The sequence below is a fragment of the Nocardia sp. NPDC004722 genome, from assembly GCF_053601505.1.
In genome coordinates, this window is the sequence record NZ_JBSGBY010000051.1 from 1 (window position 1) to 22,612 (window position 22,612).

At 67.9% G+C, this 22,612-nt stretch carries 25 protein-coding genes; 20 read left to right on the forward strand and 5 right to left on the reverse strand.

What is annotated here, in order from left to right:
• The 5 genes from ACWELQ_RS08340 to ACWELQ_RS08360 all read left to right on the forward strand — a co-directional run.
• The coding region (locus ACWELQ_RS08340; protein ID WP_452396357.1) for an aminotransferase class III-fold pyridoxal phosphate-dependent enzyme at positions 1–613 on the forward strand (613 nt) is incomplete at its 5' end.
• Positions 614–869: 256 nt separating this feature from the next.
• A complete protein-coding gene (locus ACWELQ_RS08345) occupies positions 870–1,979 on the forward strand; it encodes a YVTN family beta-propeller repeat protein (protein ID WP_452396358.1) in 1,110 nt (369 codons plus the stop codon).
• A 223-nt stretch (positions 1,980–2,202) separates the two neighbouring features.
• Positions 2,203–3,840 (forward strand): acyl-CoA carboxylase subunit beta, encoded by a 1,638-nt coding sequence (locus ACWELQ_RS08350; RefSeq protein WP_379394913.1) that lies wholly within the window; start codon positions 2,203–2,205, stop codon positions 3,838–3,840.
• A 215-nt stretch (positions 3,841–4,055) separates the two neighbouring features.
• Positions 4,056–4,373 carry an acyl-CoA carboxylase subunit epsilon gene (locus ACWELQ_RS08355; RefSeq protein WP_452396379.1) on the forward strand — a complete coding sequence of 106 codons (318 nt, stop codon included), beginning with the start codon at positions 4,056–4,058 and terminating at the stop codon, positions 4,371–4,373.
• A 6-nt stretch (positions 4,374–4,379) separates the two neighbouring features.
• A complete protein-coding gene (locus ACWELQ_RS08360) occupies positions 4,380–5,021 on the forward strand; it encodes a Maf family protein (protein ID WP_452396359.1) in 642 nt (213 codons plus the stop codon).
• On the opposite strand, the gene ACWELQ_RS08365 is transcribed toward ACWELQ_RS08360, so the two are convergent.
• A complete protein-coding gene (locus ACWELQ_RS08365) occupies positions 4,947–5,696 on the reverse strand; it encodes a helix-turn-helix transcriptional regulator (protein WP_452396360.1) in 750 nt (249 codons plus the stop codon). The two genes, ACWELQ_RS08360 and ACWELQ_RS08365, sit on opposite strands and share 75 nt — an antisense overlap.
• A 264-nt stretch (positions 5,697–5,960) precedes the next feature.
• On the opposite strand from ACWELQ_RS08365, the gene ACWELQ_RS08370 reads away from it, so the two are divergent.
• From ACWELQ_RS08370 to ACWELQ_RS08395, 6 genes are all read left to right on the forward strand, one after another.
• A complete protein-coding gene (locus ACWELQ_RS08370; RefSeq protein ID WP_452396361.1) occupies positions 5,961–6,860 on the forward strand; it encodes a sulfurtransferase in 900 nt (299 codons plus the stop codon).
• A gap of 199 nt (positions 6,861–7,059) precedes the next feature.
• Entirely contained in the window at positions 7,060–8,853 is a 1,794-nt protein-coding gene (locus tag ACWELQ_RS08375) for an ATP-binding protein (RefSeq protein ID WP_452396362.1), read from the forward strand.
• 170 nt (positions 8,854–9,023) lie between these two features.
• Positions 9,024–9,458 carry a DUF1707 SHOCT-like domain-containing protein gene (locus ACWELQ_RS08380; protein ID WP_452396363.1) on the forward strand — a complete coding sequence of 145 codons (435 nt, stop codon included), beginning with the start codon at positions 9,024–9,026 and terminating at the stop codon, positions 9,456–9,458.
• On the forward strand, positions 9,458–9,802 hold the full coding sequence (locus ACWELQ_RS08385; protein WP_452396364.1) for a hypothetical protein: 345 nt from the start codon (positions 9,458–9,460) through the stop codon (positions 9,800–9,802). The genes ACWELQ_RS08380 and ACWELQ_RS08385 overlap by 1 nt, the downstream gene beginning before the upstream one ends.
• A gap of 254 nt (positions 9,803–10,056) precedes the next feature.
• A complete protein-coding gene (locus ACWELQ_RS08390) occupies positions 10,057–10,239 on the forward strand; it encodes a hypothetical protein (RefSeq protein WP_452396365.1) in 183 nt (60 codons plus the stop codon).
• Positions 10,240–10,335: 96 nt separating this feature from the next.
• A complete protein-coding gene (locus tag ACWELQ_RS08395; RefSeq protein WP_452396366.1) occupies positions 10,336–11,130 on the forward strand; it encodes a biotin--[acetyl-CoA-carboxylase] ligase in 795 nt (264 codons plus the stop codon).
• 7 nt (positions 11,131–11,137) lie between these two features.
• Here the strand turns inward: ACWELQ_RS08395 and ACWELQ_RS08400 are convergent, their stop codons facing one another.
• Positions 11,138–12,511: a protein kinase domain-containing protein gene (locus tag ACWELQ_RS08400; RefSeq protein WP_452396367.1), complete on the reverse strand. Its 1,374-nt coding sequence runs from the start codon at positions 12,509–12,511 to the stop codon at positions 11,138–11,140.
• 77 nt (positions 12,512–12,588) lie between these two features.
• On the reverse strand, positions 12,589–13,554 hold the full coding sequence (locus tag ACWELQ_RS08405; protein WP_452396368.1) for an acyl-ACP desaturase: 966 nt from the start codon (positions 13,552–13,554) through the stop codon (positions 12,589–12,591).
• Between the two features lie 179 nt (positions 13,555–13,733).
• On the opposite strand from ACWELQ_RS08405, the gene ACWELQ_RS08410 reads away from it, so the two are divergent.
• The 6 genes from ACWELQ_RS08410 (at position 13,734) to ACWELQ_RS08435 (ending at position 18,954) form a co-directional block, all read left to right on the forward strand.
• Positions 13,734–14,279: a PH domain-containing protein gene (locus tag ACWELQ_RS08410; protein ID WP_452396369.1), complete on the forward strand. Its 546-nt coding sequence runs from the start codon at positions 13,734–13,736 to the stop codon at positions 14,277–14,279.
• A gap of 9 nt (positions 14,280–14,288) precedes the next feature.
• Complete coding sequence (locus tag ACWELQ_RS08415) at positions 14,289–14,966, forward strand: response regulator transcription factor (RefSeq protein WP_364697701.1); 678 nt, start codon at positions 14,289–14,291, stop codon at positions 14,964–14,966.
• An 86-nt stretch (positions 14,967–15,052) separates the two neighbouring features.
• Positions 15,053–16,363 (forward strand): sensor histidine kinase, encoded by a 1,311-nt coding sequence (locus tag ACWELQ_RS08420; RefSeq protein WP_452396370.1) that lies wholly within the window; start codon positions 15,053–15,055, stop codon positions 16,361–16,363.
• A gap of 161 nt (positions 16,364–16,524) precedes the next feature.
• Complete coding sequence (locus ACWELQ_RS08425; protein WP_452396371.1) at positions 16,525–16,884, forward strand: hypothetical protein; 360 nt, start codon at positions 16,525–16,527, stop codon at positions 16,882–16,884.
• Positions 16,885–16,921: 37 nt separating this feature from the next.
• Complete coding sequence (locus tag ACWELQ_RS08430) at positions 16,922–17,614, forward strand: response regulator transcription factor (protein ID WP_452396372.1); 693 nt, start codon at positions 16,922–16,924, stop codon at positions 17,612–17,614.
• Entirely contained in the window at positions 17,611–18,954 is a 1,344-nt protein-coding gene (locus tag ACWELQ_RS08435) for an ATP-binding protein (protein ID WP_452396373.1), read from the forward strand. Before ACWELQ_RS08430 ends, ACWELQ_RS08435 begins: the two co-directional genes overlap by 4 nt.
• Here ACWELQ_RS08435 and ACWELQ_RS08440 read toward each other — a convergent pair.
• The gene (locus ACWELQ_RS08440; RefSeq protein WP_452396374.1) at positions 18,920–19,468 is read right to left on the reverse strand and encodes a GtrA family protein; all 549 of its coding nucleotides are present in this window, start codon (positions 19,466–19,468) and stop codon (positions 18,920–18,922) included. The two genes, ACWELQ_RS08435 and ACWELQ_RS08440, sit on opposite strands and share 35 nt — an antisense overlap.
• A 120-nt stretch (positions 19,469–19,588) precedes the next feature.
• Here ACWELQ_RS08440 and ACWELQ_RS08445 point away from each other — a divergent pair, with 120 nt between their 5' ends.
• Positions 19,589–20,812: a 5-(carboxyamino)imidazole ribonucleotide synthase gene (locus tag ACWELQ_RS08445; RefSeq protein ID WP_452396375.1), complete on the forward strand. Its 1,224-nt coding sequence runs from the start codon at positions 19,589–19,591 to the stop codon at positions 20,810–20,812.
• A complete protein-coding gene (gene purE, locus ACWELQ_RS08450; RefSeq protein WP_452396376.1) occupies positions 20,805–21,308 on the forward strand; it encodes a 5-(carboxyamino)imidazole ribonucleotide mutase in 504 nt (167 codons plus the stop codon). The genes ACWELQ_RS08445 and purE overlap by 8 nt, the downstream gene beginning before the upstream one ends.
• On the opposite strand, the gene ACWELQ_RS08455 is transcribed toward purE, so the two are convergent.
• Positions 21,305–22,114: a hypothetical protein gene (locus ACWELQ_RS08455; RefSeq protein WP_452396377.1), complete on the reverse strand. Its 810-nt coding sequence runs from the start codon at positions 22,112–22,114 to the stop codon at positions 21,305–21,307. The genes purE and ACWELQ_RS08455 overlap by 4 nt on opposite strands.
• A gap of 31 nt (positions 22,115–22,145) precedes the next feature.
• Here ACWELQ_RS08455 and ACWELQ_RS08460 point away from each other — a divergent pair.
• A partial coding sequence (locus ACWELQ_RS08460) for a TetR family transcriptional regulator (RefSeq protein WP_452396378.1) occupies positions 22,146–22,612 on the forward strand: 467 nt, incomplete at its 3' end.

The following is a 22,612-nucleotide window of genomic DNA, read 5'->3' on the forward strand; positions in this document are numbered from 1 at the left end:
AACTCGACATCAATGCGTTCGCCGGATGGAGCTACGGCCGACCGGAACCGAGCGCCACGAGCATGACGCCCTGTTCATCCTCGACGAGGTGCAAACCGGGGTCGGCATGACCGGCAGCATGTGGGCCTACCAGCAGCTCGGCCTGGAACCCGATGTGGTCGCCTTCGGCAAGAAGACCCAGGTCTGCGGGATCATGGCGGGCGGCCGGATCGACGAGGTGCCCGACAATGTCTTCCACGTCAGCTCGCGGCTGAACTCCACCTGGGGCGGCAATCTCGCCGATATGGTCCGGGCGCGGCGCGTCTTCGAGGTGATGGAGCACGAGGACCTGGTGGCCCGCGCGGCCGAACTGGGCCCGCACCTGCTCGGGCGTTTGACCGAATTGTCCACTGCGCATGCGGAAGTCACCGATCCCCGCGGTCGCGGACTGATGTGCGCGATCACCCTGTCGACGCCGGAGCGGCGCAACGAGGTGGTGAACCGGCTGCGCGAGGAGGAGCACGTACTGATCCTCGGCACGGGGGAGCGGGGGATCCGCTTCCGCCCGCCGCTGACGGTAACCAGGGCGGAACTGGACGAGGCTGTCGACGCCCTCGAGCGCGTATTGGGTTGAGCCGCAGCCCGGGCCGAAATGGTCCGGGTTGCCCGCAATTCCCTAATCATGGCTAATGACCGAAGCGCGTGGCGCGGTGAGACACTCCGTCAACGCGCCGTGAAACTCCATGTCGCCGCCTACTATTCGACATCATGTCAGCTCACCGCAATGCCGTCATGCCACGGTGCGCCCTGTGATCGCGCGCCGTGCACGTCTGGGTCTGATCCTCTCGATAGCGATGCTGGCCGGTTGCTCGAGCTCTGAAACCGGGCCCGTGCAACACTCGTCCACCCCGTCGCCGGAACCCTCGGGGGTGGAACCCGCCGCGGTGGTCGCGCCGAACCTGCTACCAGGCATGCCGCCGCCGCTCTCACCTGTCGACGTCTACGCCGCCACCCGAACGCTCAGCCCCGCCGTGGCCGACCAGCCCACCCGCGTCTACGTCCCCAACAGCGAATCCGACACCATCACCGTCATCGACCCGGACAGCTTCCAGGTCATCGACACCTACCCGGCCGGGGGCCGGGAACCGCAGCACGTCGTGCCGTCCTACGACCTGCAGATGCTCTACGCCAACAACGATCTCCCCATCGGCAGCGGCAGCCTGCTGCCCATCGACCCGCGCACCGGCAAACCCGGCGACCCCATCCCCGTGCGCGACCCGTACAACATGTACTTCACCCCGGACGGCAAATACGCCCTCGTCGTCGCCGAGGCCGACCGGTCCCTGGACTTCTACGACCCGCACAGCTGGCAGAAGCTGCACGACATCGCGGTCCCCGACTGCCCCGGCGTCAATCACATGGATTTCACCGCCGACGGCCGCGCCGCCCTGGTCAGCTGCGAGTTCAGCGGCCGCATGGCGGTGATCGACATCGCCGCAATGTCGTTGCTGCGCATGATCGATCTGCCCGGCGGGAGCGGCGGAATGCCGCAGGACGTGAAGCTCTCGCCAGACGGCCGCACCTTCTACGTGGCCGACATGATGGCGGGCGGCGTCTACGTCTTCGACGCCAAGACCTTCGACAACACCGGCTTCCTCGAGACCGGCGGCGGCACCCACGGCCTCTACGTCACCCGTGACTCCAAGCAGATGCTCATCACCAATCGCGGCGAAGGCAGCATCTCGGTGTGGGACTTCGCGGCGGGCCAACTCGTCAACAAGTGGCACATCCCGGGCGGCGGCAGTCCGGATATGGGAAATCTCTCGGCCGACGGCCGCGTCTTCTGGGTGTCGGGCCGCAATCACAGCGAGGTCTACGCCATCGACATCGTCGATTGGACGCTGCTCGCACGCATTCCCGTGGGCCGCGGCGCGCACGGTCTCACCATCTGGCCGCAGCCCGGCCGCTACTCGACCGGACACACCGGAGTCATGCGCTGACCGGGCGTTCTCGCGGCGGAAACCGGCGAGTGTGGACCTGCCCAAAACCTCGTTCGGATGACTGGGGGATTCCACCATTGAACAACGTTCGGGTTGGGCCGCGCTCGAACCCGAATATATCGATCTACCTGCGGGTTTCTACTGGCGGGTAGTCAATAACCGTACTCATGAGTAGCCCCACTGGGATTACATAGGGCCTCTGGTACTGGTTACACTCCCCGTCATGACGAGTGTCCAGCAGCAGCCTTCGCCGGGTTCGGCGGGTGCCCCCGATATCCACACCACCGCCGGCAAGCTGGCTGACCTGCGCAATCGGCTGGAAGAGGCCAAGCACCCGATGGGTGAGGCCGCGGTCGACAAGGTCCACGCCAAGGGCAAGATGACCGCGCGTGAGCGCATCCTCGCCCTGCTGGACGAGGGTTCCTTCGTCGAGCTCGACGCCCTGGCCCGGCACCGCAGCGTGAACTTCGGCCTGGAGAACCAGCGTCCGCTGGGCGACGGCGTGGTCACCGGCTACGGCACCATCGACGGCCGCGACGTCTGCATCTTCTCCCAGGACGTCACCGTCTTCGGTGGCTCGCTCGGCGAGGTGTACGGCGAGAAGATCGTCAAGGTCATGGACCTGGCGCTCAAGACCGGTCGCCCGCTGGTCGGCATCAACGAGGGCGCGGGCGCGCGCATCCAGGAAGGCGTTGTCTCCCTGGGCCTCTACGGCGAGATCTTCCACCGCAACATCCAGGCTTCCGGCGTGATCCCGCAGATCTCGCTGATCATGGGCCCGGCCGCGGGTGGTCACGTCTACTCGCCCGCGCTGACCGACTTCGTGGTCATGGTCGACCAGACCTCGCAGATGTTCGTCACCGGTCCGGACGTGATCAAGACCGTCACCGGTGAAGAGGTCACCATGGAGGAGCTGGGCGGCGCCCACACCCACATGGTGAAGTCCGGTGTCGCCCACTACGTCGCCTCCGGCGAGCAGGACGCCCTCGACTACGTGCGCGATCTGCTGAGCTACCTGCCCAGCAACAACCGCGCCGAGGCCCCGCGCTTCCCGGCCACCGCCGCCGCGGGCGCCATCGAGGAGAACCTCACCGAGGCCGACCTCGAGCTGGACACCATCGTCCCGGACTCCCCGAACCAGCCCTACGACATGCACGAGGTCATCAAGCGCCTGGTGGACGACGAGGAGTTCCTCGAGGTCCAGGCCGAGCGCGCGATGAACGTGATCGTCGGCTTCGCCCGGATCGACGGTCGCAGTGTGGGTTTCGTGGCCAACCAGCCCTCGCAGTTCGCGGGCTGCCTGGACATCGACGCCTCCGAGAAGGCCGCGCGTTTCGTGCGCACCTGCGACGCCTTCAACGTCCCGATCATCACCCTGGTGGATGTTCCGGGCTTCCTGCCCGGTACCGGCCAGGAGTACAACGGCATCATTCGCCGCGGCGCGAAGCTGCTCTACGCCTACGGTGAGGCCACTGTGGGCAAGATCACAATCATCACCCGCAAGGCCTACGGCGGCGCGTACGACGTCATGGGTTCCAAGCACATGGGCGCGGATGTGAACCTGGCGTGGCCGACCGCTCAGATCGCGGTCATGGGTGCGTCCGGGGCGGTCGGTTTCGTCTACCGCAAGCAGCTGCAGACCGCCGCGGCCGAGGGCAACGATGTCGATGCCCTGCGCCTCGAGCTGCAGAACGAGTACGAGGACACCCTCGTCAACCCGTACGTGGCGGCCGAGCGCGGGTACGTGGACGCGGTCATCCCGCCGTCGCACACCCGCGGTCAGATCGTCTCGGCGCTGCGGCTGCTGGAACGCAAGATGGTTTCGCTGCCGCCGAAGAAGCACGGCAACATTCCGCTCTGAAGATGCGATATGCGCGGTATGGGGCGCACACTGGGCATCAGGACGATGACTCGTACCGCGCACGATCGCCTCATCCGAGCAATGATGTTTTGGAATGACCCTCCTTCACGAGGGTTGTATCGAATACCGTTTGCGGTCCACCGAAACACACTCGGGCCACAAGCGAGCCGCACACCCTGCGGCACACGGACAGGAGGACTGGCGCTGTGACGACCATGGCCGATGAAGAAGTACTGCGCGCCGCCGAACTGGATCTAGCCGGTGTCGATGAACTGGCGGACGCCGTCGAGAAAGCCGTCGCCGAGGTCGAACCGTCGAGTGCCGAGCCGGTCGTCCGGGTGCTGAAGGGCAACCCGACCGATCTCGAACTCGCCGCCCTGATCGCCGTGTTCGCCGCCGCGTCGGCCAACGGCGCTGCCGCAGCGGCCGATAACGGCCCGGCCGACAACTGGGGTCGCCCGACCCTGTCGCACCGCGGCTCTTCGCCCTTCTCTCCCTACGCGTTCCCGGCGCTCTCGCACCTGCGCGACTGACGGCCTGTGACAGTCTTCGTACTGGCTTCACAATCTCCCGCCCGGCTCGGCGTCCTGCGCAACGCAGGCGTCGAGCCGGTCGTGCGGGTGTCCCATGTCGACGAGGACGCGGTCGCCGCGGCCCTGCCGCCGGGCACCCCACCGGACCGGGTGGTCATCGAGCTGGCGCGCGCCAAGGCCCGGGAAGTCGCCGGGCACCTGGCTGCCGATCCGGCCTTCGCCGATTCCGTTGTGGTCGGCTGCGATTCGATGCTGCTCGTGGACGGCGTGCTGCAGGGCAAGCCGCTGACCCCGGACGTGGCGCGCGCCCGCTGGGCCGAGATGGCCGGGCGCAGCGCGGATCTGCTCACCGGGCACAGCGTGCTGCGGCTGCGCGGCGGCGAGATCACCGCCGAGGCCACCGACTGCAGTTCCACCACAGTGCATTTCGCCAAGCCCGAACCGGACGAACTCGACGCCTATATCGCGACGGGGGAGCCTTTGCAGGTGGCCGGGTCCTTCACCCTGGACGGTCTGGGCGGCTGGTTCGTGGATCGCATCGACGGTGATCCGTCGAGCGTGATCGGGATCGGGCTACCGCTGGTTCGTCGACTGCTTGCCGAGGTGGGCGTCGGCGTTGCGCAGCTGTGGGTCGGGGACCGCGCGTAACTGCGGTTCGGTGGTCGCGCGCAACTGCGGTTCGGTCGTGGTGCGCAACTGCGGTGCGACACGGCCGGGGGACGGCGCTAATCGGGGCTCGCCGGTGTCGGCGGGCTGCTCCTCTTCGCGCGCGGCCTCGCCGGGCCGTCCGTGCAGCAGTTCCAATCGCGCCACGCACAGTTCGGGTTCCACGAACGGGTGCAGGCGGACGTTAACGGCCTCGCGACCGCCGTTGCGGTCCAGCACCTCTCGCATGAGACCCAGATGCACGCCGCACACCACCTCGGAGTGGGTGCGGGCCAATTCGCGCAGCGGGCAGGCGGTCATGCGGATCAGGGCCGACTCTTCGGTCTCGCTGGCGTGGTCGCGTTCGGGGGCGAAGCCGAGTTCCGACATCAGCGTGACGGTGAGGTCCTTGGCGTCCTCGAGCGATTCGATGGGCTGGTCCACCGCTTCGAGTTTCGAGCCCCAGGCGCGCCCGGCCGAGATGGCGGCGTCGGAGCGGCGGCGCGGATCGCTGCCCAGCTGGTCGGCGAGCACCTGCGCCAATTCCTGATAACCGACCGATCGCTGCACGGCGGTATAGCCGATACGGGGGCGGCCGCGACCGCGTGGCGGCTGCTGGAATTGGCGGACCAGCGATTCCCGGGTGAGGACATCCAAATGGAAACGAACCGTTGTCACATGTTGTCCGGTGACGCGCGCCAGTTCCTGGGCATCGAGAGGCTCGCTGGCGCCACGTAGGATCGCAAGCAGTCGCCGTCGCGGCCAAGAATCGGACATAGCTCACCCCTCCTCTCGAGAGACTTTATCGGATGAAGCTGCGCTTAATTCGCCCAATCATCCGATTCGTGATCTGAAACGAGTTTCGCAACCACACCTTGCCTACGATCGGTGTTGAGATTCGAACCGCCAATACCTAACCCACCACGCGTGAAGGACCACAACGTGCCCGTCGCTCCGGATCCGCATCACTCATTCGGCTCCTACGCACATCCTCACCGACTAGTAACCACAGAGTGGCTGTCGGCAAACATCGGCACGCCGGGACTCAAGATCATCGAGTCCAACGAGGACATATTGCTATACGACATCGGACATGTCCCGGGTGCCATCAAGATCGACTGGCGTTCGGAACTGATCGATCCTCGTACCCGCGATGTCATCGACGGCGCGGCCTTCGCCAACCTTATGCGGCTCAAGGGCATCGAGCGCGACGACACCGTCGTCATCTACGGCGACAAGTCCAACGGCACCGCGGCCGCCACCCTGTGGGTGTTCTCCCTCTTCGGACATGAGGACGTGCGCCTGCTGGACGGCGGCCGCGACGCCTGGATCTCCGAGGCCCGCGACACCACCTTCGAGGTGCCCTCGGCCGGGCTCGGCGAGTACCCGGTCATCGACCGCGACGACAAGACCTCCCGCGCGTTCCGGCAGGACGTGGTGCTGCACCTGGGCGGCGCGCTCATCGACTCGCGCGTGTTCGACGAGTACACCGGCGAATTGGTGGTGCTGGACCGCCCGGAGGAGCAGGCGTTGCGCGCCGGGCACATTCCCACCGCGGTCAATATCCCGTGGACCTCCTCGGTCGGGGCGGACGCGCGCTTCCGTCCGCGCGCCGAGCTCGACGTCATCTACGGCGGCGTGGTGGACGCTCTCGCGCCGCTGGTCTACTCCCGCATCGGCGAACGCTCGGCCCTCACCTGGTTCGTGCTGACCTATCTGCTGGGCGTGCACGGGGTCCGCAACTATGACGGTTCGTGGACCGAATGGGCGAACGCGGTCGGCGCGCCTATCGTGATCGGGCAAGAACCCGGCGCGGTTCCGGTGAACGTGGCAAGCTCGTAACGCTCGAGGCCCCTCCCAGTGATTCATCGGGGAAGGGTTCGACGGGAATCTGGTAGAACAGGTTCTAGAAAAGTGGATTCGAGAGTCGCATTGCTCACTCTTCGGGCCTACTGTTCAGTAGCCCTATCCCCTTGTGGTGATTGTTGGCACGATGCCTACAATCCCGACTGACGAAAGTATCCAGAGCACAGGAGGCTCAGTGCCCAACCATGCCAACGCGCAGATCACGAAGGTCCTCGTAGCCAATCGAGGCGAGATCGCCGTGCGCGTGATCCGGGCTGCCAAGGACGCCGGGATCGCCAGCGTCGCCGTGTACGCCGAGCCGGACGCCGATGCGCCGTTCGTGAAGCTCGCCGATGAGGCGTTCGCGCTGGGTGGCCAGACTTCGGCCGAGTCGTACCTGGTCTTCGACAAGATCCTCGACGCCGCCGCCAAGGCCGGCGCGGACGCGATCCACCCCGGCTACGGCTTCCTCTCGGAGAACGCCGATTTCGCGCAGGCCGTGATCGACGCGAACCTGATCTGGATCGGGCCGTCGCCGCAGTCGATCCGGGACCTGGGTGACAAGGTCACCGCCCGCCACATCGCCGAGCGCGCGCAGGCGCCCATGGCCGCGGGCACCAAGGACCCGGTCAAGAACGCCGACGAGGTCGTCGCGTTCGCCAAGGAGTACGGCGTTCCGGTGGCCATCAAGGCCGCCTTCGGTGGTGGCGGTCGCGGCATGAAGGTCGCGCACACCATCGAGGAGATCCCGGAGCTGTTCGAGTCCGCGACCCGTGAGGCGATCGCCGCCTTCGGTCGTGGTGAGTGCTTCGTGGAGCAGTACCTGGACAAGGCCCGCCACGTCGAGGCGCAGGTCATCGCCGACAAGCACGGCAATGTCGTGGTCGCGGGCACCCGTGACTGCTCGCTGCAGCGTCGCTTCCAGAAGCTGGTCGAGGAGGCTCCCGCGCCGTTCCTGTCGGACGAGGTGCGCGGCAAGATCCACGCGTCGGCCAAGGCCATCTGCCGTGAGGCGGGCTACTACGGCGCGGGTACCGTGGAGTACCTGGTGCAGGGTGAGACCGTCTCGTTCCTCGAGGTGAACACCCGTCTGCAGGTCGAGCACCCGGTCACCGAGGAGACCGCCGGAATCGACCTGGTGCGCCAGCAGTTCCGCATCGCCGAGGGCCACGAGCTCTCGATCACCGAGGACCCGACGCCGCGCGGGCACTCCTTCGAGTTCCGCATCAACGGTGAGGATGCCGGCCGCGGCTTCCTCCCGGCTCCCGGCCCGGTCGTCGTGTACAAGGAGCCTGCGGGCCCCGGCGTGCGCGTGGACTCCGGTGTGGTCGCGGGTTCGGTCATCGGCGGTCAGTTCGACTCCATGCTGGCCAAGCTGATCGTCACCGGTGAGACCCGCGAGCAGGCGCTGCAGCGTGCCGCTCGCGCGCTGGCCGAGTACGAGATCGAGGGCCTGGCCACCGTCATCCCGTTCCACCGCCACATCGTCGAGAACCCGGCGTTCATCGGTGACGGCACCAAGTTCGACGTCTACACCAAGTGGATCGAGAACGAGTGGGACAACACCATCGAGCCGTACCAGGGTGCGGTGCCGATCGAGGACGAGGACGAGGCCCCGCGTCAGAAGGTGGTCGTCGAGGTCGGCGGCCGTCGCCTGGAAGTGTCGCTGCCGGGCCAGTTCTCGGTGGGTTCGGGCGCTGCCCCCGCGGGCAACGGTGTCGTCCGCAAGAAGCCGAAGCCGCGCAAGCGTGGCGGCGCGGGCGCCGGTGCCGCCTCCGGTGACGCCGTGACCGCCCCGATGCAGGGCACCGTCGTGAAGGTGGCCGTCGAAGAGGGCCAGACCGTCGAGGCGGGCGACCTGGTCGTGGTGCTCGAGGCCATGAAGATGGAGAACCCGGTCACCGCCCACAAGGCCGGTGTGATCACGGGTCTCTCGGTGGAGGCCGGTGCGGCCATCACCCAGGGCACCGTCCTGGCCGAGATCAAGTAAGCAGCACAAGCTAATCCGCGTGGCCGCTCACCTCGGGTGAGCGGCCACGCGTGTTTCAGGTGGGGGGTTTGGGGGCGCAGCCCCCTACTCTCCCCTTCTCGGGCGTAGCCCGAGCGGGCCGTCGCATCGGTGGCGGCGCGGGGTCCGACCTGGCGCGATAAGGTCGAGTCATGGCTGAACCTCCCGAGATTCGTATCGGTACCGCCGAGCGTGAGGATGCGATGAAGCGGCTATCGGATCATTTCGCGGCCGGGCGGTTGACCGTGGCCGAGTTCGACGAGCGCAGCGGGAAGATCGCGGCCGCGCTGACCCGCGGGGATCTGGAGCCGGTGTTCGGTGATCTGCCGGAACCGGTGGCGGGCAACGCCGTTGCCGCGCCGCGTCGTTCGGGTTTCGGTTCGCAGTGGCCGGAGCGGGTGATGCCGGTGGTCAGCATTCTGTGCGTGATCATCGCGATCGTGACCCACCAGTGGTGGGTGTTCCTGTTGATTCCGCTGGCCGGCGCGGCACTGTTCGGCAGCCGCGACAATTCGCGGCGGCGCGCTCGGGGTGACCGGCGCGACGGCAAGCGGCAGCGCCGCCTGGAGCGGGGATCGGAGGACTGATGGAACCCATCGAGATCAATGCGGGCAGTTGGTATCTGCGTGCGCTGCGCGCCGACGAGCGCATCGACGATCGCCCGGCCCTCGCCGACGGCGGCATCACCGATCCCGACTACGTGGCCCGGCGCACCGCCGAATGGGCGCAGGAGAGCCATTTCTCGTGGGCGGTGTGCGTCCCCACCACCGCGGAGATGGTCGCCGAGATCGGCGTCCGGCCCCACACCGACGGCACCGCGACCGTCACCGGCTGGGCGCGCGACGGCTACGCCGAGGCCCTCGACGAGAGTCTGGTGACGGTGCGCCGTTTCACCGCGGGAGCCCTCGGCTTGGAACCGATCGACGCCTGAATTCGGCCGCGGACCGCGTCTTCCCGTCCGGTCCGGATTATGCCGCATCCCTCGAAAGATGCCCTCTACCAGTTGTCATGCGTTTCGTGTGACGAAAATGGGTCGTGCCTGCCCCCAGTCGTGAGAGACCCTGGAGTCGCATCAGAAATCGACGACCAGGGGAGGCCGTCATGTTCAGCTGGAGTAGACACGTATCCGATCGGGCGACAGCGGCGTCGTTCACCGACTGGCGATTCCGCGATCCGGAGCCGACAGTGACCGATCCCGATTTCCGCGAGACCGGGGACGACAACGACGCGTCCGGCACCGATGGCGGGCGCACCCCGCGTGACGGCGGCGGTCTCGCCGAACTCGACGGGGCGATGGCGGGTATTTCCGTTCCCGCGTATGCGCGAATGCCCCTCGCGGGCATGGCTCTCGCCGGCGCGGGCTGCTGAACGGCGGGCCGCGTCGGGGGACGCGGCCCGCGCACCGGGGCGGGTCCTACGGGACCCGCCCCTTTCGCGTGGTCGGTGGGTAGTAGCGTGCCTGTCATGGAGAGGTCGCCGCTGGATGCTGACTTGCTGGCCCGCAGTGTGGACGGGGAGCTGGGGTTCTTCTCGGCCGTCGAGGTGGTGGAGTCGACCGGGTCCACCAACGCGGATCTGGTTGCCCGGGCCGCGGATTCGAGTGCCGATCGACTGGCGCTGATCGCGGAGTCGCAGGAGCGCGGGCGCGGGCGGCACGACCGGCGCTGGGTCTCCCCGCCGCGGGCGCAGATCGCCATGTCGCTGCTGGTGCGGGTGCGCGGGATCGATCCGGCGGTGCTGGGCTGGCTGCCGCTGCTGACCGGTGTCGCGGTGGTGGACGCGGTGCGGGCCGTCACGGGGGTGAAGGCGATCCTCAAGTGGCCCAATGATGTTCTGGTCGACGGGCGCAAGCTGGCGGGCATCCTCGCCGAGATCGCGTCCGTCGGAGTCGATCCCGCGGTGGTGGTGGGTGTCGGGTTGAACGTGAGCCTCACCGAGGCGGAACTGCCGGTGCCGCATGCCACGTCGCTGGTGCTGGCGGGTGTCGAGGATCCGGATCGCACGGCCGTGGCGACCGCGATGCTGCGGCAGTTCGCCCGCCGTTTCATCGCCTGGGAGGCCGCGAACTGGGATATCACCGAGCTTTCGGCCGCCTACCGGGAGCGTTGTTCCACCATCGGCAGTGAGGTCCGGGCCGAGTTGCCCGGCGGCGAGGTGATCACCGGCGTCGCCACCGGTGTCGACGACCACGGTCGGCTGCTCATCGGTGATCGCGCCGTCTCCGCGGGTGACGTCACCCACCTGCGCGCCGAGTACTGACGGCCGATCAGTTGTTCCCCCGGGCCCGCCCCGGACGCTCGCCGTGGCGTTCGTCGTTCGGGCCGCCGGGGTTCTTGGGGTGCTTGCCCGGGCCCGGCCGCGGTGGCCCGGCGGGCTGCGCGGGTTCGGTCCACGAGGGCGCGTCGGTGATGACGGGCGCGTCCGCTGTGGTCGGAGCGTCGACGGCGGTGGGCTCGGTCGGGGGCTGACCGGTCGGCGGAATCGACGCGGGGACAGCCATCGTCGCACTCGGAGCGACCGGTCTGTCCGCATGCCCGGCGGAGGGTTCGGCGGCATATCCGGTGAGCCAGGCCGCCAGCATCGCGACCGCGACCGCCGCGACCGCGAGGCTCGCCGTGGTGAGCACGCCTCGGCGGGTCCACGGCTTGCCGGTCGGCACATCGTCGCGACCGGTGATCGCGGCCATGGCGACCGTGCGCGCATCCGGCGCGGAAACCGAAGGGCTGGGCCGGTGGCGGTTCGGGGCGGGGATGACGACCGTGGTGCCGCCGTCGGGAAGCGTTGTCGTGCCGAGGCTTTCGGGCGTACCCGGATTCTCGCCGGTGCCGGGCTCCGTCAGGGCGGCCCGGGCGTCGGCCGCGAATTCGCCTGCGCTGGAGTGGCGTTCGGCCGGATTCTTGGCCAGGCCGCGGGCGATGACCCGATCCAGGGCCGCGGGGATGGTGGGGATCAGGGTGGACGGGGCCGGGGCCGTGCGGTCGAGGTGGGCGCGCATGAGCTGGGCCGGGTTGCGCATCGGGAACGGCCTACTACCGGTGAGGCATTCGAACAGCACGCAGGCCAGCGCGTAGATATCGGAGCGGGGTGTCGCGGTGCCCTCGAAGCGTTCGGGAGCCATGTAGGCGGGCGTGCCGACGAGCATGCCGGTCTGCGTGATGGCGCGCTGGCCGTCCTGCTGGGCGGTGCCGAAGTCGATGAGGTAGGCGACATCGTCGGGGGCGACGATGATGTTCTGCGGCTTGACGTCCCGGTGGATGAGCCCGGCGGCGTGGGCCTCGTCGAGCGCACCGGCGATCTGGGTGATGAGGTCGACGGCCGCGGCGGGGGCCATCGGACCTTCCCATTCGAGCATGGCCTCGACATCGAGGCCGTCGACGAATTCCGAATCGATGAACAGCCGCCCCTCGAGTTCGCCGTGGGCGTGTACCGCCATGATGTGCGGCCCGTGCAGCAGGGCGGCGGCCCGGGCCTCCCGTTCGAAGCGCCGCCGGTATTCGGGGTCGGTGGTGAGCACGGGCGCGAGCACCTTGAGCGCGACGGTCCGGTCGGCCACGGTGTCGTGCGCCCGCCACACCTCCGACGAGCCGCCGCTGCCTAGCAGTTCGTCGAGGCGGTATCGGCCCAGATAGCCATCCCCCAACGGATTTCCTCTCGTCGTTCTGGGGGACACGATAGCGAACCGAATTTATTTCAGACGTACACAACTCACCTGCTGTTTCAGACCGTTTGCAATTCGCCCCGGGCGACCTGGCGGGCGGCTTCGCGGGCGAGCATGCGATCGCGCTGTTCTTCGAACTTGGCCACGTCCTCGGCGAGCCGGTCCATGTACCGGGCCAATTCCTCGCGGGCTTTCTCGCCGCGTGGCCCGAAGTCGTTGCGCTCGAAGATATTCCAATTCTTCAGCACCGGTGCGACGACTTCTTCCATATGTTGGCGCAGGTCGTAGATGCCGTGCTTGGCCATCATGACGCCGTTGCGCCGGAAGTTGGGCATGCCGTGGCCGGGCATGACGAAATGGGTGAGCACCTTGGTGATCGCCTCGATGGCCTGGTCGGGCGCCAGGTCCAGGCCCGCGCCGCAGAGGGTGCGATAGAAGATCATGTGCAGGTTCTCGTCGGCGGCGATGCGTTGCAACATGCGGTCGGCGATGGGGTCGTCGCAGACCCGGCCGGTATTGCGGTGCGAGACCCGGGTCGCCAATTCCTGGAACGTCACATAGGCGACATTTTCCAGAAAGCCGCCCCAATCGGCCGGGGACTGCACGCCATTGGTCATGTGAATCATGCGCGCCTGTTCCAGCGCGACCGGATCCACACCCCGCGTCACCACCAGATAATCGCGAATCACGATGCCGTGCCGGTTCTCCTCGGCCGTCCAGCGGCCCACCCAGGTGCCCCACGCGCCGTCCTGGGAGAAGTTCTCGGCGATCTCCCGGTGATAGGAGGGCAGATTGTCCTCGGTGAGCAGATTGGTGACCATCGCGATCTTGGCGACCTCACTGAGCTTCGACTGCGAGGGGTCCCAGTCCTCGCCGCCCATCGCCGCGAAGTTCCGGCCCTGGTCCCACGGCACGTAATCGTGCGGGTGCCATTCCTTGGCCATCGACAGATGCCGGTTGAGGTTGGCCTCGGCCACCGGTTCGAGCTCGCGGAGAATCTGATACTGCGTCAACTCTCGGGTCACACACGCCTCCTGTGTCCTGCACACGGGTAGAGCCTGAATGGTCCTGCGTCTTGGCTTGGTACAACTCGAAGTAGGTCGGCTCGCGACCGCCGATACGCGATCGGCAACCGCACGATTGTGCCCCTTGCCGCAGTCGCGTGTGAGGCGTTCCGACACATACGCGCGATAGGGTTTGCGGTATGGGTTATCCGGAGGAAGCACTGGCGCCTGATGAGGTGCTGCTGCTGCATCGTCATCCGCATTGGAAGATGTTGTTCTGGCCCGCTGTGACTTTCATCCTGATCACCGCATTGGCCGGATTCGGTGCGGGCGTGAGCGCGCGCAATACCGAGGGCACCCTCCAGACCGGTTTGCTCCTGGGCATTCTCGCGGTGTGGGCGGTTATCGTGCTGTGGCGCAGTCTCGCTCCACTGATCCGCTGGAAGTCGACGCATTTCATCGTGACCGATCGCCGCGTGCTGATCCGGCACGGCGTGCTCACCCACACCGGCATCGATATCCCGATGAACCGGATCTCGAATGTGCAGTTCCGCTATGGCCTTTTCGACCGAATGCTGGGCACCGGAACGCTCATCATCGGGTCGTCGTCGGAGGATCCGCTGGAGTACGACGACATCCCGCACGTGCAGGCCGTGCACGCATTGCTGTATCACCAGGTCTTCGATGTGGTGCAGAACAATCCGAACGGCGGCGGCTTCTACGGTTCCGCCGGGGCATACCCGTAGTCTTGTTCCGTGACCGCAGTACTGCTGGCCGAAGACGACGAGGCCATTGCCGCGCCGTTGTCGCGCGCCCTGGGCCGTGAGGGCTATTCGGTGACCGTGGAGAGCTACGGCCCGGCCGTGCTCGAACGGGCCCTGGAGGGTGGTCACGATCTACTCATCCTGGATCTCGGGCTGCCCGGCATGGACGGCCTGGAGGTGTGCCGCCAGGTGCGGGCCCGCGGCGCGGATCTGGCCGTGCTCATGCTGACCGCGCGCACCGACGAGGTGGATTTCGTGGTCGGCCTGGACGCCGGCGCCGACGACTATGTGGGCAAGCCCTTCCGGCTCGCCGAACTGCTGGCCCGGGTGCGGGCGCTGTTGCGCCGCAGCGGAATCGGCGACGAGGCGGTCGAGGTGGGCGGCATCCGGCTGGAGCCCGCCGCGCGCCGGGTGCTGGTGAACGGCGTCGAGGTCAACCTGGCCAACAAGGAGTACGAACTGCTCAAGGTGCTCATCGACCGGGCCGGGCAGGTGGTCTCGCGCGAGACCATCCTACGCGAGGTGTGGGGTGACGCCGACCTGCGCGGCTCCAAGACGCTGGACATGCACATGTCGTGGCTGCGCCGCAAGATCGGTGACGAGGGCCCGGTGGCGGAGCGCCGCATCGTGACGGTCCGCGGCGTAGGCTTCCGCTTCAATACCGACTAGCTCAGCGCTTGAACCGATCAGTTGTGCTCTTCCGTGCGCGTCAAACCCCCGACCCCGAAGGCTCGGCGAAGCGAGGCATCTCGACGATGAGACGCAGGATCCTGCTGTCCATGGTGGCCGCGTTGACCCTCACCACCCTGATTCTCGGTGTGCCGCTGGCCTTCACGGCCTGGCAGTGGGTCGAGGACATCAATCGCAACGAACTGCGCAACCGGCTCAACGGCATCTCCGAGGAGGTGACCCGGCAGGAGCGCGACGGCGTGGTGCACGGCGACCTGGATCTCAAGGCGGTGCGCCTGCTGATCCCGGCCAACGGCAAGCTGACCATCATCTATCCGACGCCGACCGAGCAGAACAAGCGCATCGACATGGGCGCGGACAGCGTCGCCGATCCGCTCTCGGAGTCGTGGTCGATGGGCACCGACGGTTCGCTGCGGCTGGAAGTGCCCTCCGCGCCAATGCATTCCATGCAACAGCAGGCGCTGGGCGCGGTGCTGGGCCTGGTGCTGATCTCGCTGGGCGCGGGCATCGCGGTGGCGGTGGTGACCGCGCGGCGGGTGGCCGATCCGCTGCGGGATGTGGCCGCCCGCGCGGCCCGGCTGGCCATGGGCGACTTCCGGGCCGATCCGCGCCGCCACGGCATCACCGAACTGGACCGCGTCTCGGACGTGTTGGATTCGGCCACAGTGGAAATCGCGGGCCGACTACAGCGCGAGCACGCGCTGGTCGCCGATGTCTCCCACCAGCTGCGCAGCCGTTTGACGGCGGTGCGCCTGCGCCTGGACGAGTTGTCCACGCACTCCGATCCGGAGGTGGTGCACGAGGCGGAAGAGGCCATGGCACAGGTAGATCGGCTCACCGACGCCATCGACGAACTGGTGCGCGCCTCCCGCGACGAGGGCGCGGCCGAGCGAGATCCGGTCCCGGTGGTCGCCGAATTGCGCAGTGTCGTCGCGGAATGGCGGCATCCCTTCGCCGAGGCGGGCCGCAAACTGGTGCTGCTCGGCGACCCGACACTCAAAGCGCCCGTGACGGGTTCGCGTCTGCGCGAGGCGCTGGCGGTGCTGGTCGACAACGCGCTCATGCACGGCGCGGGCACCTGCACGGTATCGGTGCGCACGGTCGCGGGCCGCATGGACGACCGCGAGCCACTGGTGGTGGTCGAGGTCGCCGACGAGGGCGACGGCGTCCGAGATGAGTTGGCGCCGCACATCTTCGACCGCGGCTTCTCCGCGGCCGGATCCACCGGCGTCGGTCTGGCGCTGGCCCGCGCGTTGATCGAAGCGGACGGCGGCCGCCTTGAACTCCAGCGCCGCCGCCCCGCCCTGTTCGCCGTCTTCCTGGGCTCCTCCGGCGTCGCGTCCCGCCCGATCGCCGTCGGCACCGAGCCGCGCTGATCGAATGGGGGTCCGGGGGCAAGGCCCCCGCAACCCTGTCTTGGGGGTGTGGGGGCCTTGCCCCCACTTCTATCAATTCTCTAACTGTTCGTTAGTGGGCGCTGATAAGTCGCTTTCTACCTTCGGGTCTCGTCAACCGAAACCGATGTGTAGGAGATGTCATGCAGAAGTCCACCGTCCGCCGTACCGTCGCCGCCGGTCTCCTGGGAACCGCCGCGCTGAGTGTGCTGATCATCCCGGCCACCGCCAATGCCGCGACCCCGGATTCGATTGCGTCCCTGGCGAATACCGGCAGCTCGGGCCCGGCGGTGGCCCCGGACCCGGGCGTGCTGGTGACCCGTGACGATCAGGGCAACGTGACCGTGGTGCCCGCACAACCCGGCCTGCCCGGCAATGCGATCCCCGCGATCCCGTTGCAGCCCGCCCAACCCGCACAGCCCGGCCAGCACGTCATCATTCAGGACGATCGCGGCGGCTACGGCGACCCGTCGCACACCATCATCGTGGCCCCGACTCGCTGAGGATCGTCCTCAGGTCGCGTCAGTATCGTCTGAGCCTGTGACGGCTCCCAGGATTCTGGTGGTGGACGACGACGTCAGGGTGCTGACGTCGGTCGCGCGGGGGCTTCGGATGTCCGGTTTCGAGGTCGAGACCGCGGCGGACGGGGCCGCCGCGCTCCGCCATATCGGCACCGACGCCCCGCAGGCCATGGTGCTGGACCTCAACATGCCGAATCTGGACGGCGTGCAGGTGGTCACGGCCCTGCGCTCGCTGGGCAACGACATCCCGATCTGCGTGCTGAGCGCCCGCGCGGAGGTCACCGACCGCATCGACGCCCTCGAGGCCGGGGCCGACGACTACCTGACCAAACCCTTCGACCTGGGTGAGCTGGTGGCCCGGCTGCGCGCCATGCTGCGCCGCGCCCCCGCACCCGCTCACGTCGACGACGACCGCATCACCGTGGGCCCGCTGCTGGTCCGGCCCGGCGCACGCCGCGCTTCCCTCGACGGCATCCCCCTCGACCTCACCAAACGCGAATTCGACCTGCTCGCCGCGCTGGCCTCCGCGCCCGGCCAGGTCTTCTCCAGAGCCCAACTGCTCGACCGGGTCTGGGGCTACGACTTCGAAACCCAAACCAAGGTGGTCGACGTGTTCGTCTCCTATCTGCGCCGCAAACTCGAGGACACCGGCACCCCGCGCCTCATCCACACCGTCCGTGGTGTCGGCTTCGTGCTCCGGATCGAGCCGTGAAATTCCTGCCGCGACGGCCGATATCCCTGCGCGCACGGGTCGCGTTGGCCAGCGCGGCGACGGCGGCGGTCGTGGTTTCGGCCATGTCGGTGGCGTTGTTCGCCACCGCGTCGAACGATGCGGCGAGCCAGGCGGGACGGGTGATCAGTGCGATCGCGCTCACCCCGGCCACACCCGCTCCGACCTCACCCGCGCAGCCCGTCCCCGGCGGCGCGCATCCGGCGGTACCGGCCCTGCCCTCGCCGGTGGCGATCGCCCCGGCGGACCCGGCGCAATCGCCGGTGGCCCCGTCCCCGGGGGTGATCATCCGGCAGCTGGACCCGGACGGCGCGGAGCTCGGTTATACGCGCACAGTGGTGTTGAACGGTGACCCGGTCGCGGTGTCCGTGCCCGGCGAGGTGGTCTCGGATTCGGCTACGCGGCAGCGGCTTCGAATCCTGCTGATCGGGCTGGCGGCGGTGGCGCTGGCGGCGGTGCTGGGCTGGTTCTTCGCACACCGCGCGGTGGTGCCGTTGCGGCGGCTGACCGCGGCGACCGCCGGACTGGGGGAGAGCCTCGAGTTGGAGACGCCGCGGCACCCGGTGGCCAGCGAGACGACCGATTTGGCCGAGGCCATGAACACCATGCTCGGCCGGATCGCCACCGAGCGAAGGCATACCGACGAAGCCCTGGTCACGGCACGGGATTTCGCCGCCACGGCCGCCCACGAGATGCGAACTCCATTGACCGCCATGCGCACTGACCTTCAGGTGCTGCGGTCGATGCCGCTGTCCGAGGTCGAGCGTGCCGAGATCGTCGATGAGATCCTCACCACCCAGAGTGCGCTGGAGACCACGCTGTACGCGCTGGAACGGCTGGCGGTCGGGGATCTGACCACCGAATCCGATTGGGAGGATCTGGATCTGGGGCAGCTCATCGATCAGGTGGTGGATGATGCCCGCCGGACGCATCCGGGTGTGACGATGATCGCGGTGGAGGCCGAGCCGGTGCGGGTGCGCGGCCTGGCGGCGGGATTGCGGTCGGTGGTGGAGAACGCGATCACCAACGCGGTGCGGCACGGGCAGGCGGATCGGATCGAAATCGCCACGCGGAGTGCGGGAGACCAGGTCGTGCTGACCATCGACGACAACGGTATCGGGATCGACGAGGCGGAGCGGGAGCGCGTCTTCGAGCGCTTCTACCGCGCCAGCAGTACCCCCGGCAGCGGTCTGGGTTTGGCACTGGTCGCCCAGCAGGCCCGCTTACACGGTGGTGCCGCGACCATCGAGGAAAGCCCGGAAGGCGGTGTGCGCCTGCGGGTCACGCTCAGCTGTGACCGAGCTGCTCTTCGTTCTCGGTGACGAGATCCTCGAATTCGTCCTGCAGTTCCTGCATTTCATCCGGGAACACCCACTTCTTCATGGAGTAGAAGCGGAATGCCATTTGCAGCAGATTGCCGATGATGAAGGCGCTGACGAAGTCGGCGATGTTCTCGACGGTGAAACTCACATTGGGCTGGCGCAGGTCGAACACGTAGCTCGACACCCACAGCGGCAGCGCGGCCAGGCCGACACCGATGCCGCTGACCAGGAAGAACAGCAGCGCTTCGTGGTGCTTCTCGCGACCGCCGCGCTTGTCGAAGGTCCATTCCCGGTTGAGGATGTAGGACACGATAACCGCGATGGTGCCCGACATGATGCGGGCCACGGTCGGCTTGGTGTCCATGATCGTCCATTTGAGGACGTAGAAAATGCCCAGGTCGATGACGAACGTGGTCGCACCGACAATCGCGAACTTCAGCAGTTCGTAATGGCGGTCCGCGAGGGCCCGCGCCGGTGCGGGCAGGCGATTGACCACTTCGTCGACAAATGACACGGACCGAGTCTACGTCTCCGATCCGGACCGTGTACCCCCGGTACAAATGGGGGCTCATTGCGGTTGCGGACCCGGTGGATACCTGTCATGCGACCCGCCGGTCGGTGGCCGACGGGTGCCATGACAACATTGTCCAGCGTGAGCGCCCGTTCCTTCGATTCCGCCGCGATGCCGACCGTCACCATGATCGGCGGTGGCCAGCTCGCGCGCATGACCCATCAGGCGGCCATCGCGCTGGGCCAGCGGCTGCGGGTGCTCGCCGAGCGCCCCGATGATCCCGCCGCCCAGGTGACGCCCGAGGTGGTGCTGGGCAGTCACGACGATCTGGCCGCGCTGCGCAAGGCCGCGGTGGGTTCGCACGCCCTGACCTTCGATCACGAGCATGTGCCGACCGCGCACCTCGAGGCGCTGATCGCCGAGGGCGTGAACGTGCAGCCGCCGCCGCGGGCGCTCATCTTCGCCCAGGACAAGCTGCGGATGCGGCGCAAGCTCGCCGAGCTGGGCGTGCCGATCCCGGCTTACACCGAGGTCACCTCGGTCGCGGACGCGGTGGACTTCGCCGAGGCGAACGGCTGGCCGTTCGTGCTGAAGGCGGTGCGCGGCGGCTACGACGGCCGCGGCGTCTGGATGCCCGCCGATGCCGCCGAGGCCGCCACGATCATCGAAGACCAGCTGGCGCACGGCGTCTCGCTCATGGCCGAGACCAAGGTGGACCTGAAGCGGGAGCTGTCGGCCATGGTGGCGCGGTCCCCGTTCGGTCAGGCCGCGGCGTGGCCGGTGGTCGAGACCGTGCAGCGCAACGGCCAGTGCGCGGTCGTCATCGCGCCCGCGCAGCAGCTCAGCGCCGACAAGGCCACCGAGGCCGAGGCGCTGGCGCTGCGGCTGGCCGCCGAACTCGGTGTCACCGGCGCGATGGCCGTGGAGCTGTTCGAGACCCACTCCGGCGAGCTGCTGGTCAACGAACTCGCCATGCGCCCGCACAACTCCGGCCACTGGGGCATGGACGGCGCGTGCACCGGCCAGTTCGAACAGCATCTGCGGGCCGTGCTCGACTATCCGCTGGGCAGCACCAAGCCGCTGGCCCCCGTCACCGTGATGGCCAATATCCTGGGTGCGCCCGAAGCCCCCGAGATGTCCATGGACGAACGGCTGCACCACCTTTCGGCCCGCATCCCCGAGGCCAAGGTGCACCTGTACGGCAAGGGTGAGCGCCCCGACCGCAAGATCGGGCACATCAACATCCTCGGCGACGACGCCGCCGAGACCCGCGAAAAGGCCGAGCGCGCGGCGCATTGGATGTCGCACGCCATTTGGACCGACGGATGGGATCCGCACCATGACTGAAACTGCCCAGGTCGGCCTCATCATGGGCTCGGACTCCGACTGGCCCACCATGGAGGCGGCCGCGGAAGCCCTGGCCGAGTTCGGCATTCGCTTCGAGGTCGGCGTGGTCTCCGCGCACCGCACCCCGCAGCGCATGCTCGACTACGCGAAGAACGCCGCCGCCCGCGGCATCAAGGTGATCATCGCGGGCGCGGGCGGCGCGGCCCACCTGCCCGGCATGGTCGCCTCCGCCACCCCGCTCCCGGTCATCGGCGTCCCCGTCCCGCTGAAGTACCTCGACGGCATGGACTCGCTGCTCTCGATCGTCCAGATGCCCGCCGGCGTCCCGGTGGCCACCGTCTCGATCGGTGGCGCTCGCAACGCGGGCCTGCTCGCCGTCCGCATCCTCGCCTCCACCGACCCCGAATTGCGTTCCCGCATGGAGCGTTTCCAGGCGGGGCTGGAGCAGATGGTGCTGGAGAAGGACGAAGCTCTCCGCAACAAGCTGATGGGCTAGTCCCACCACTTGCCGGAGGGGCGAGGCGGTCCGGCGAGCATCGCCTCGAACTGCGCCGGGGTGACCTCCGCACGGGCCGTGGGGTTCTCGACCATGAAGTCGATGAGCGAGATCAAGCCATTGGGGTCGAGACTCCAGACATTGGGCATGATCGTGCTGCGCTTGTCGCTCGCACCCGAGAAGGTGCTCGGGTCCGCGCGGCGGAAGCTGACATAGGGCCTGGGGGATCGGCCCGCGGTGGTCTTCGCGCGCAGCACCCTGATGTCCTGCCAATCGACAGACCACGAATCACCGCATGCCAGACGCTCGTTGGTGAGGAAGATCGGCCGGCGATTGGCGAGATTGCCCAGACCGACGGCCACGGCGAACGCGGCCAGCGCACCGCCGAAAATGGTGAAGACCAGGGCGTGCACCTCGAGGCCGATCATCAGCACCCCGATGCCGCTCCCCAACAGCATCGGTCCCGCCACGAGCAGCGACGACTGCCGCCACGGCACGCGCAACACCGCCACCCCGCCGACGATGTGCTCGACCTTGCTCACGTCGAGTCCGAAGATCCGAGTGAGAGCCATGGCCCCCGGAATCAGGACGGCGAACGACCCGAAGAGCACGATCATCCCCGCGGGCCCGCCATCGGAGTGCGCGGAAATGGACAGCAGCGTCATGCCCGCGAAAGCCGCGGTGAACAGGATCGCGAAGATCACCCCGCCCGGGCCGGAGGGTTCGGCGGGCGGCCAGCAGAGGCTCCAGTGGAATCCGCTCGGGGTGGCATCGGTGCCGGGGACTTCTTCGTACTCACTGCTCATCGTGGCCCGAGCGTAGCGATACCGTTGGCGGATGCCCAGTGACCAGCCCGCGCGGCCGCGCGCCGACGTGGATTCGACCGAACGCCGTCTGACCGTGGTGGATCAGGCTCTACGGCTGTTCGCCGAAAAGGGTTATGAGGCAACGACGGTCGATGAGATCGCGGAGGCGGCGGGGATCTCGCGGCGCACCTTCTTCCGGCAGTTCCGGTCCAAGGAGGATGTGGTCTTCGCCGATCACGAGTCGCAGCTGGCGCAGGCGCGGGCGTTTCTGGATGCGGCGCAGGGGGATCCGTGGGATGCCGTGTGCGAGGCGGTGGCCGAGGTGTTCGAGCGGTTCACGCAGTGGCGGGAGATCGCGGCGCGGCGCTACTCGGTGGTCCGGCAGGTGCCGACGCTGCGGGAGTCGCGGCCGGTCTGTGTGAGCCGGGCCAACTTCGCGGCGGGCATCCCGAACACCAATCCGGTTTCCAGCAACCGGGCCATGGTGTGGTCGGGGTC

Bases quoted from the DNA above. Each gene is read 5' to 3' on its own strand.
- ACWELQ_RS08355 (WP_452396379.1), top strand. From the start codon at position 4,056: ATGGCCGATGAAGAAGTACTGCGCGCCGCCGAACTGGATCTAGCCGGT.
- ACWELQ_RS08420 (WP_452396370.1), top strand. From the start codon at position 15,053: ATGAGACGCAGGATCCTGCTGTCCATGGTGGCCGCGTTGACCCTCACC.
- ACWELQ_RS08380 (WP_452396363.1), top strand. From the start codon at position 9,024: ATGGCTGAACCTCCCGAGATTCGTATCGGTACCGCCGAGCGTGAGGAT.
- ACWELQ_RS08425 (WP_452396371.1), top strand. From the start codon at position 16,525: ATGCAGAAGTCCACCGTCCGCCGTACCGTCGCCGCCGGTCTCCTGGGA.
- ACWELQ_RS08395 (WP_452396366.1), top strand. From the start codon at position 10,336: ATGGAGAGGTCGCCGCTGGATGCTGACTTGCTGGCCCGCAGTGTGGAC.
- ACWELQ_RS08410 (WP_452396369.1), top strand. From the start codon at position 13,734: ATGGGTTATCCGGAGGAAGCACTGGCGCCTGATGAGGTGCTGCTGCTG.
- ACWELQ_RS08445 (WP_452396375.1), top strand. From the start codon at position 19,589: ATGACAACATTGTCCAGCGTGAGCGCCCGTTCCTTCGATTCCGCCGCG.
- purE (WP_452396376.1), top strand. From the start codon at position 20,805: ATGACTGAAACTGCCCAGGTCGGCCTCATCATGGGCTCGGACTCCGAC.
- ACWELQ_RS08455 (WP_452396377.1), bottom strand. From the start codon at position 22,114: ATGAGCAGTGAGTACGAAGAAGTCCCCGGCACCGATGCCACCCCGAGC.
- ACWELQ_RS08350 (WP_379394913.1), top strand. From the start codon at position 2,203: ATGACGAGTGTCCAGCAGCAGCCTTCGCCGGGTTCGGCGGGTGCCCCC.
- ACWELQ_RS08385 (WP_452396364.1), top strand. From the start codon at position 9,458: ATGGAACCCATCGAGATCAATGCGGGCAGTTGGTATCTGCGTGCGCTG.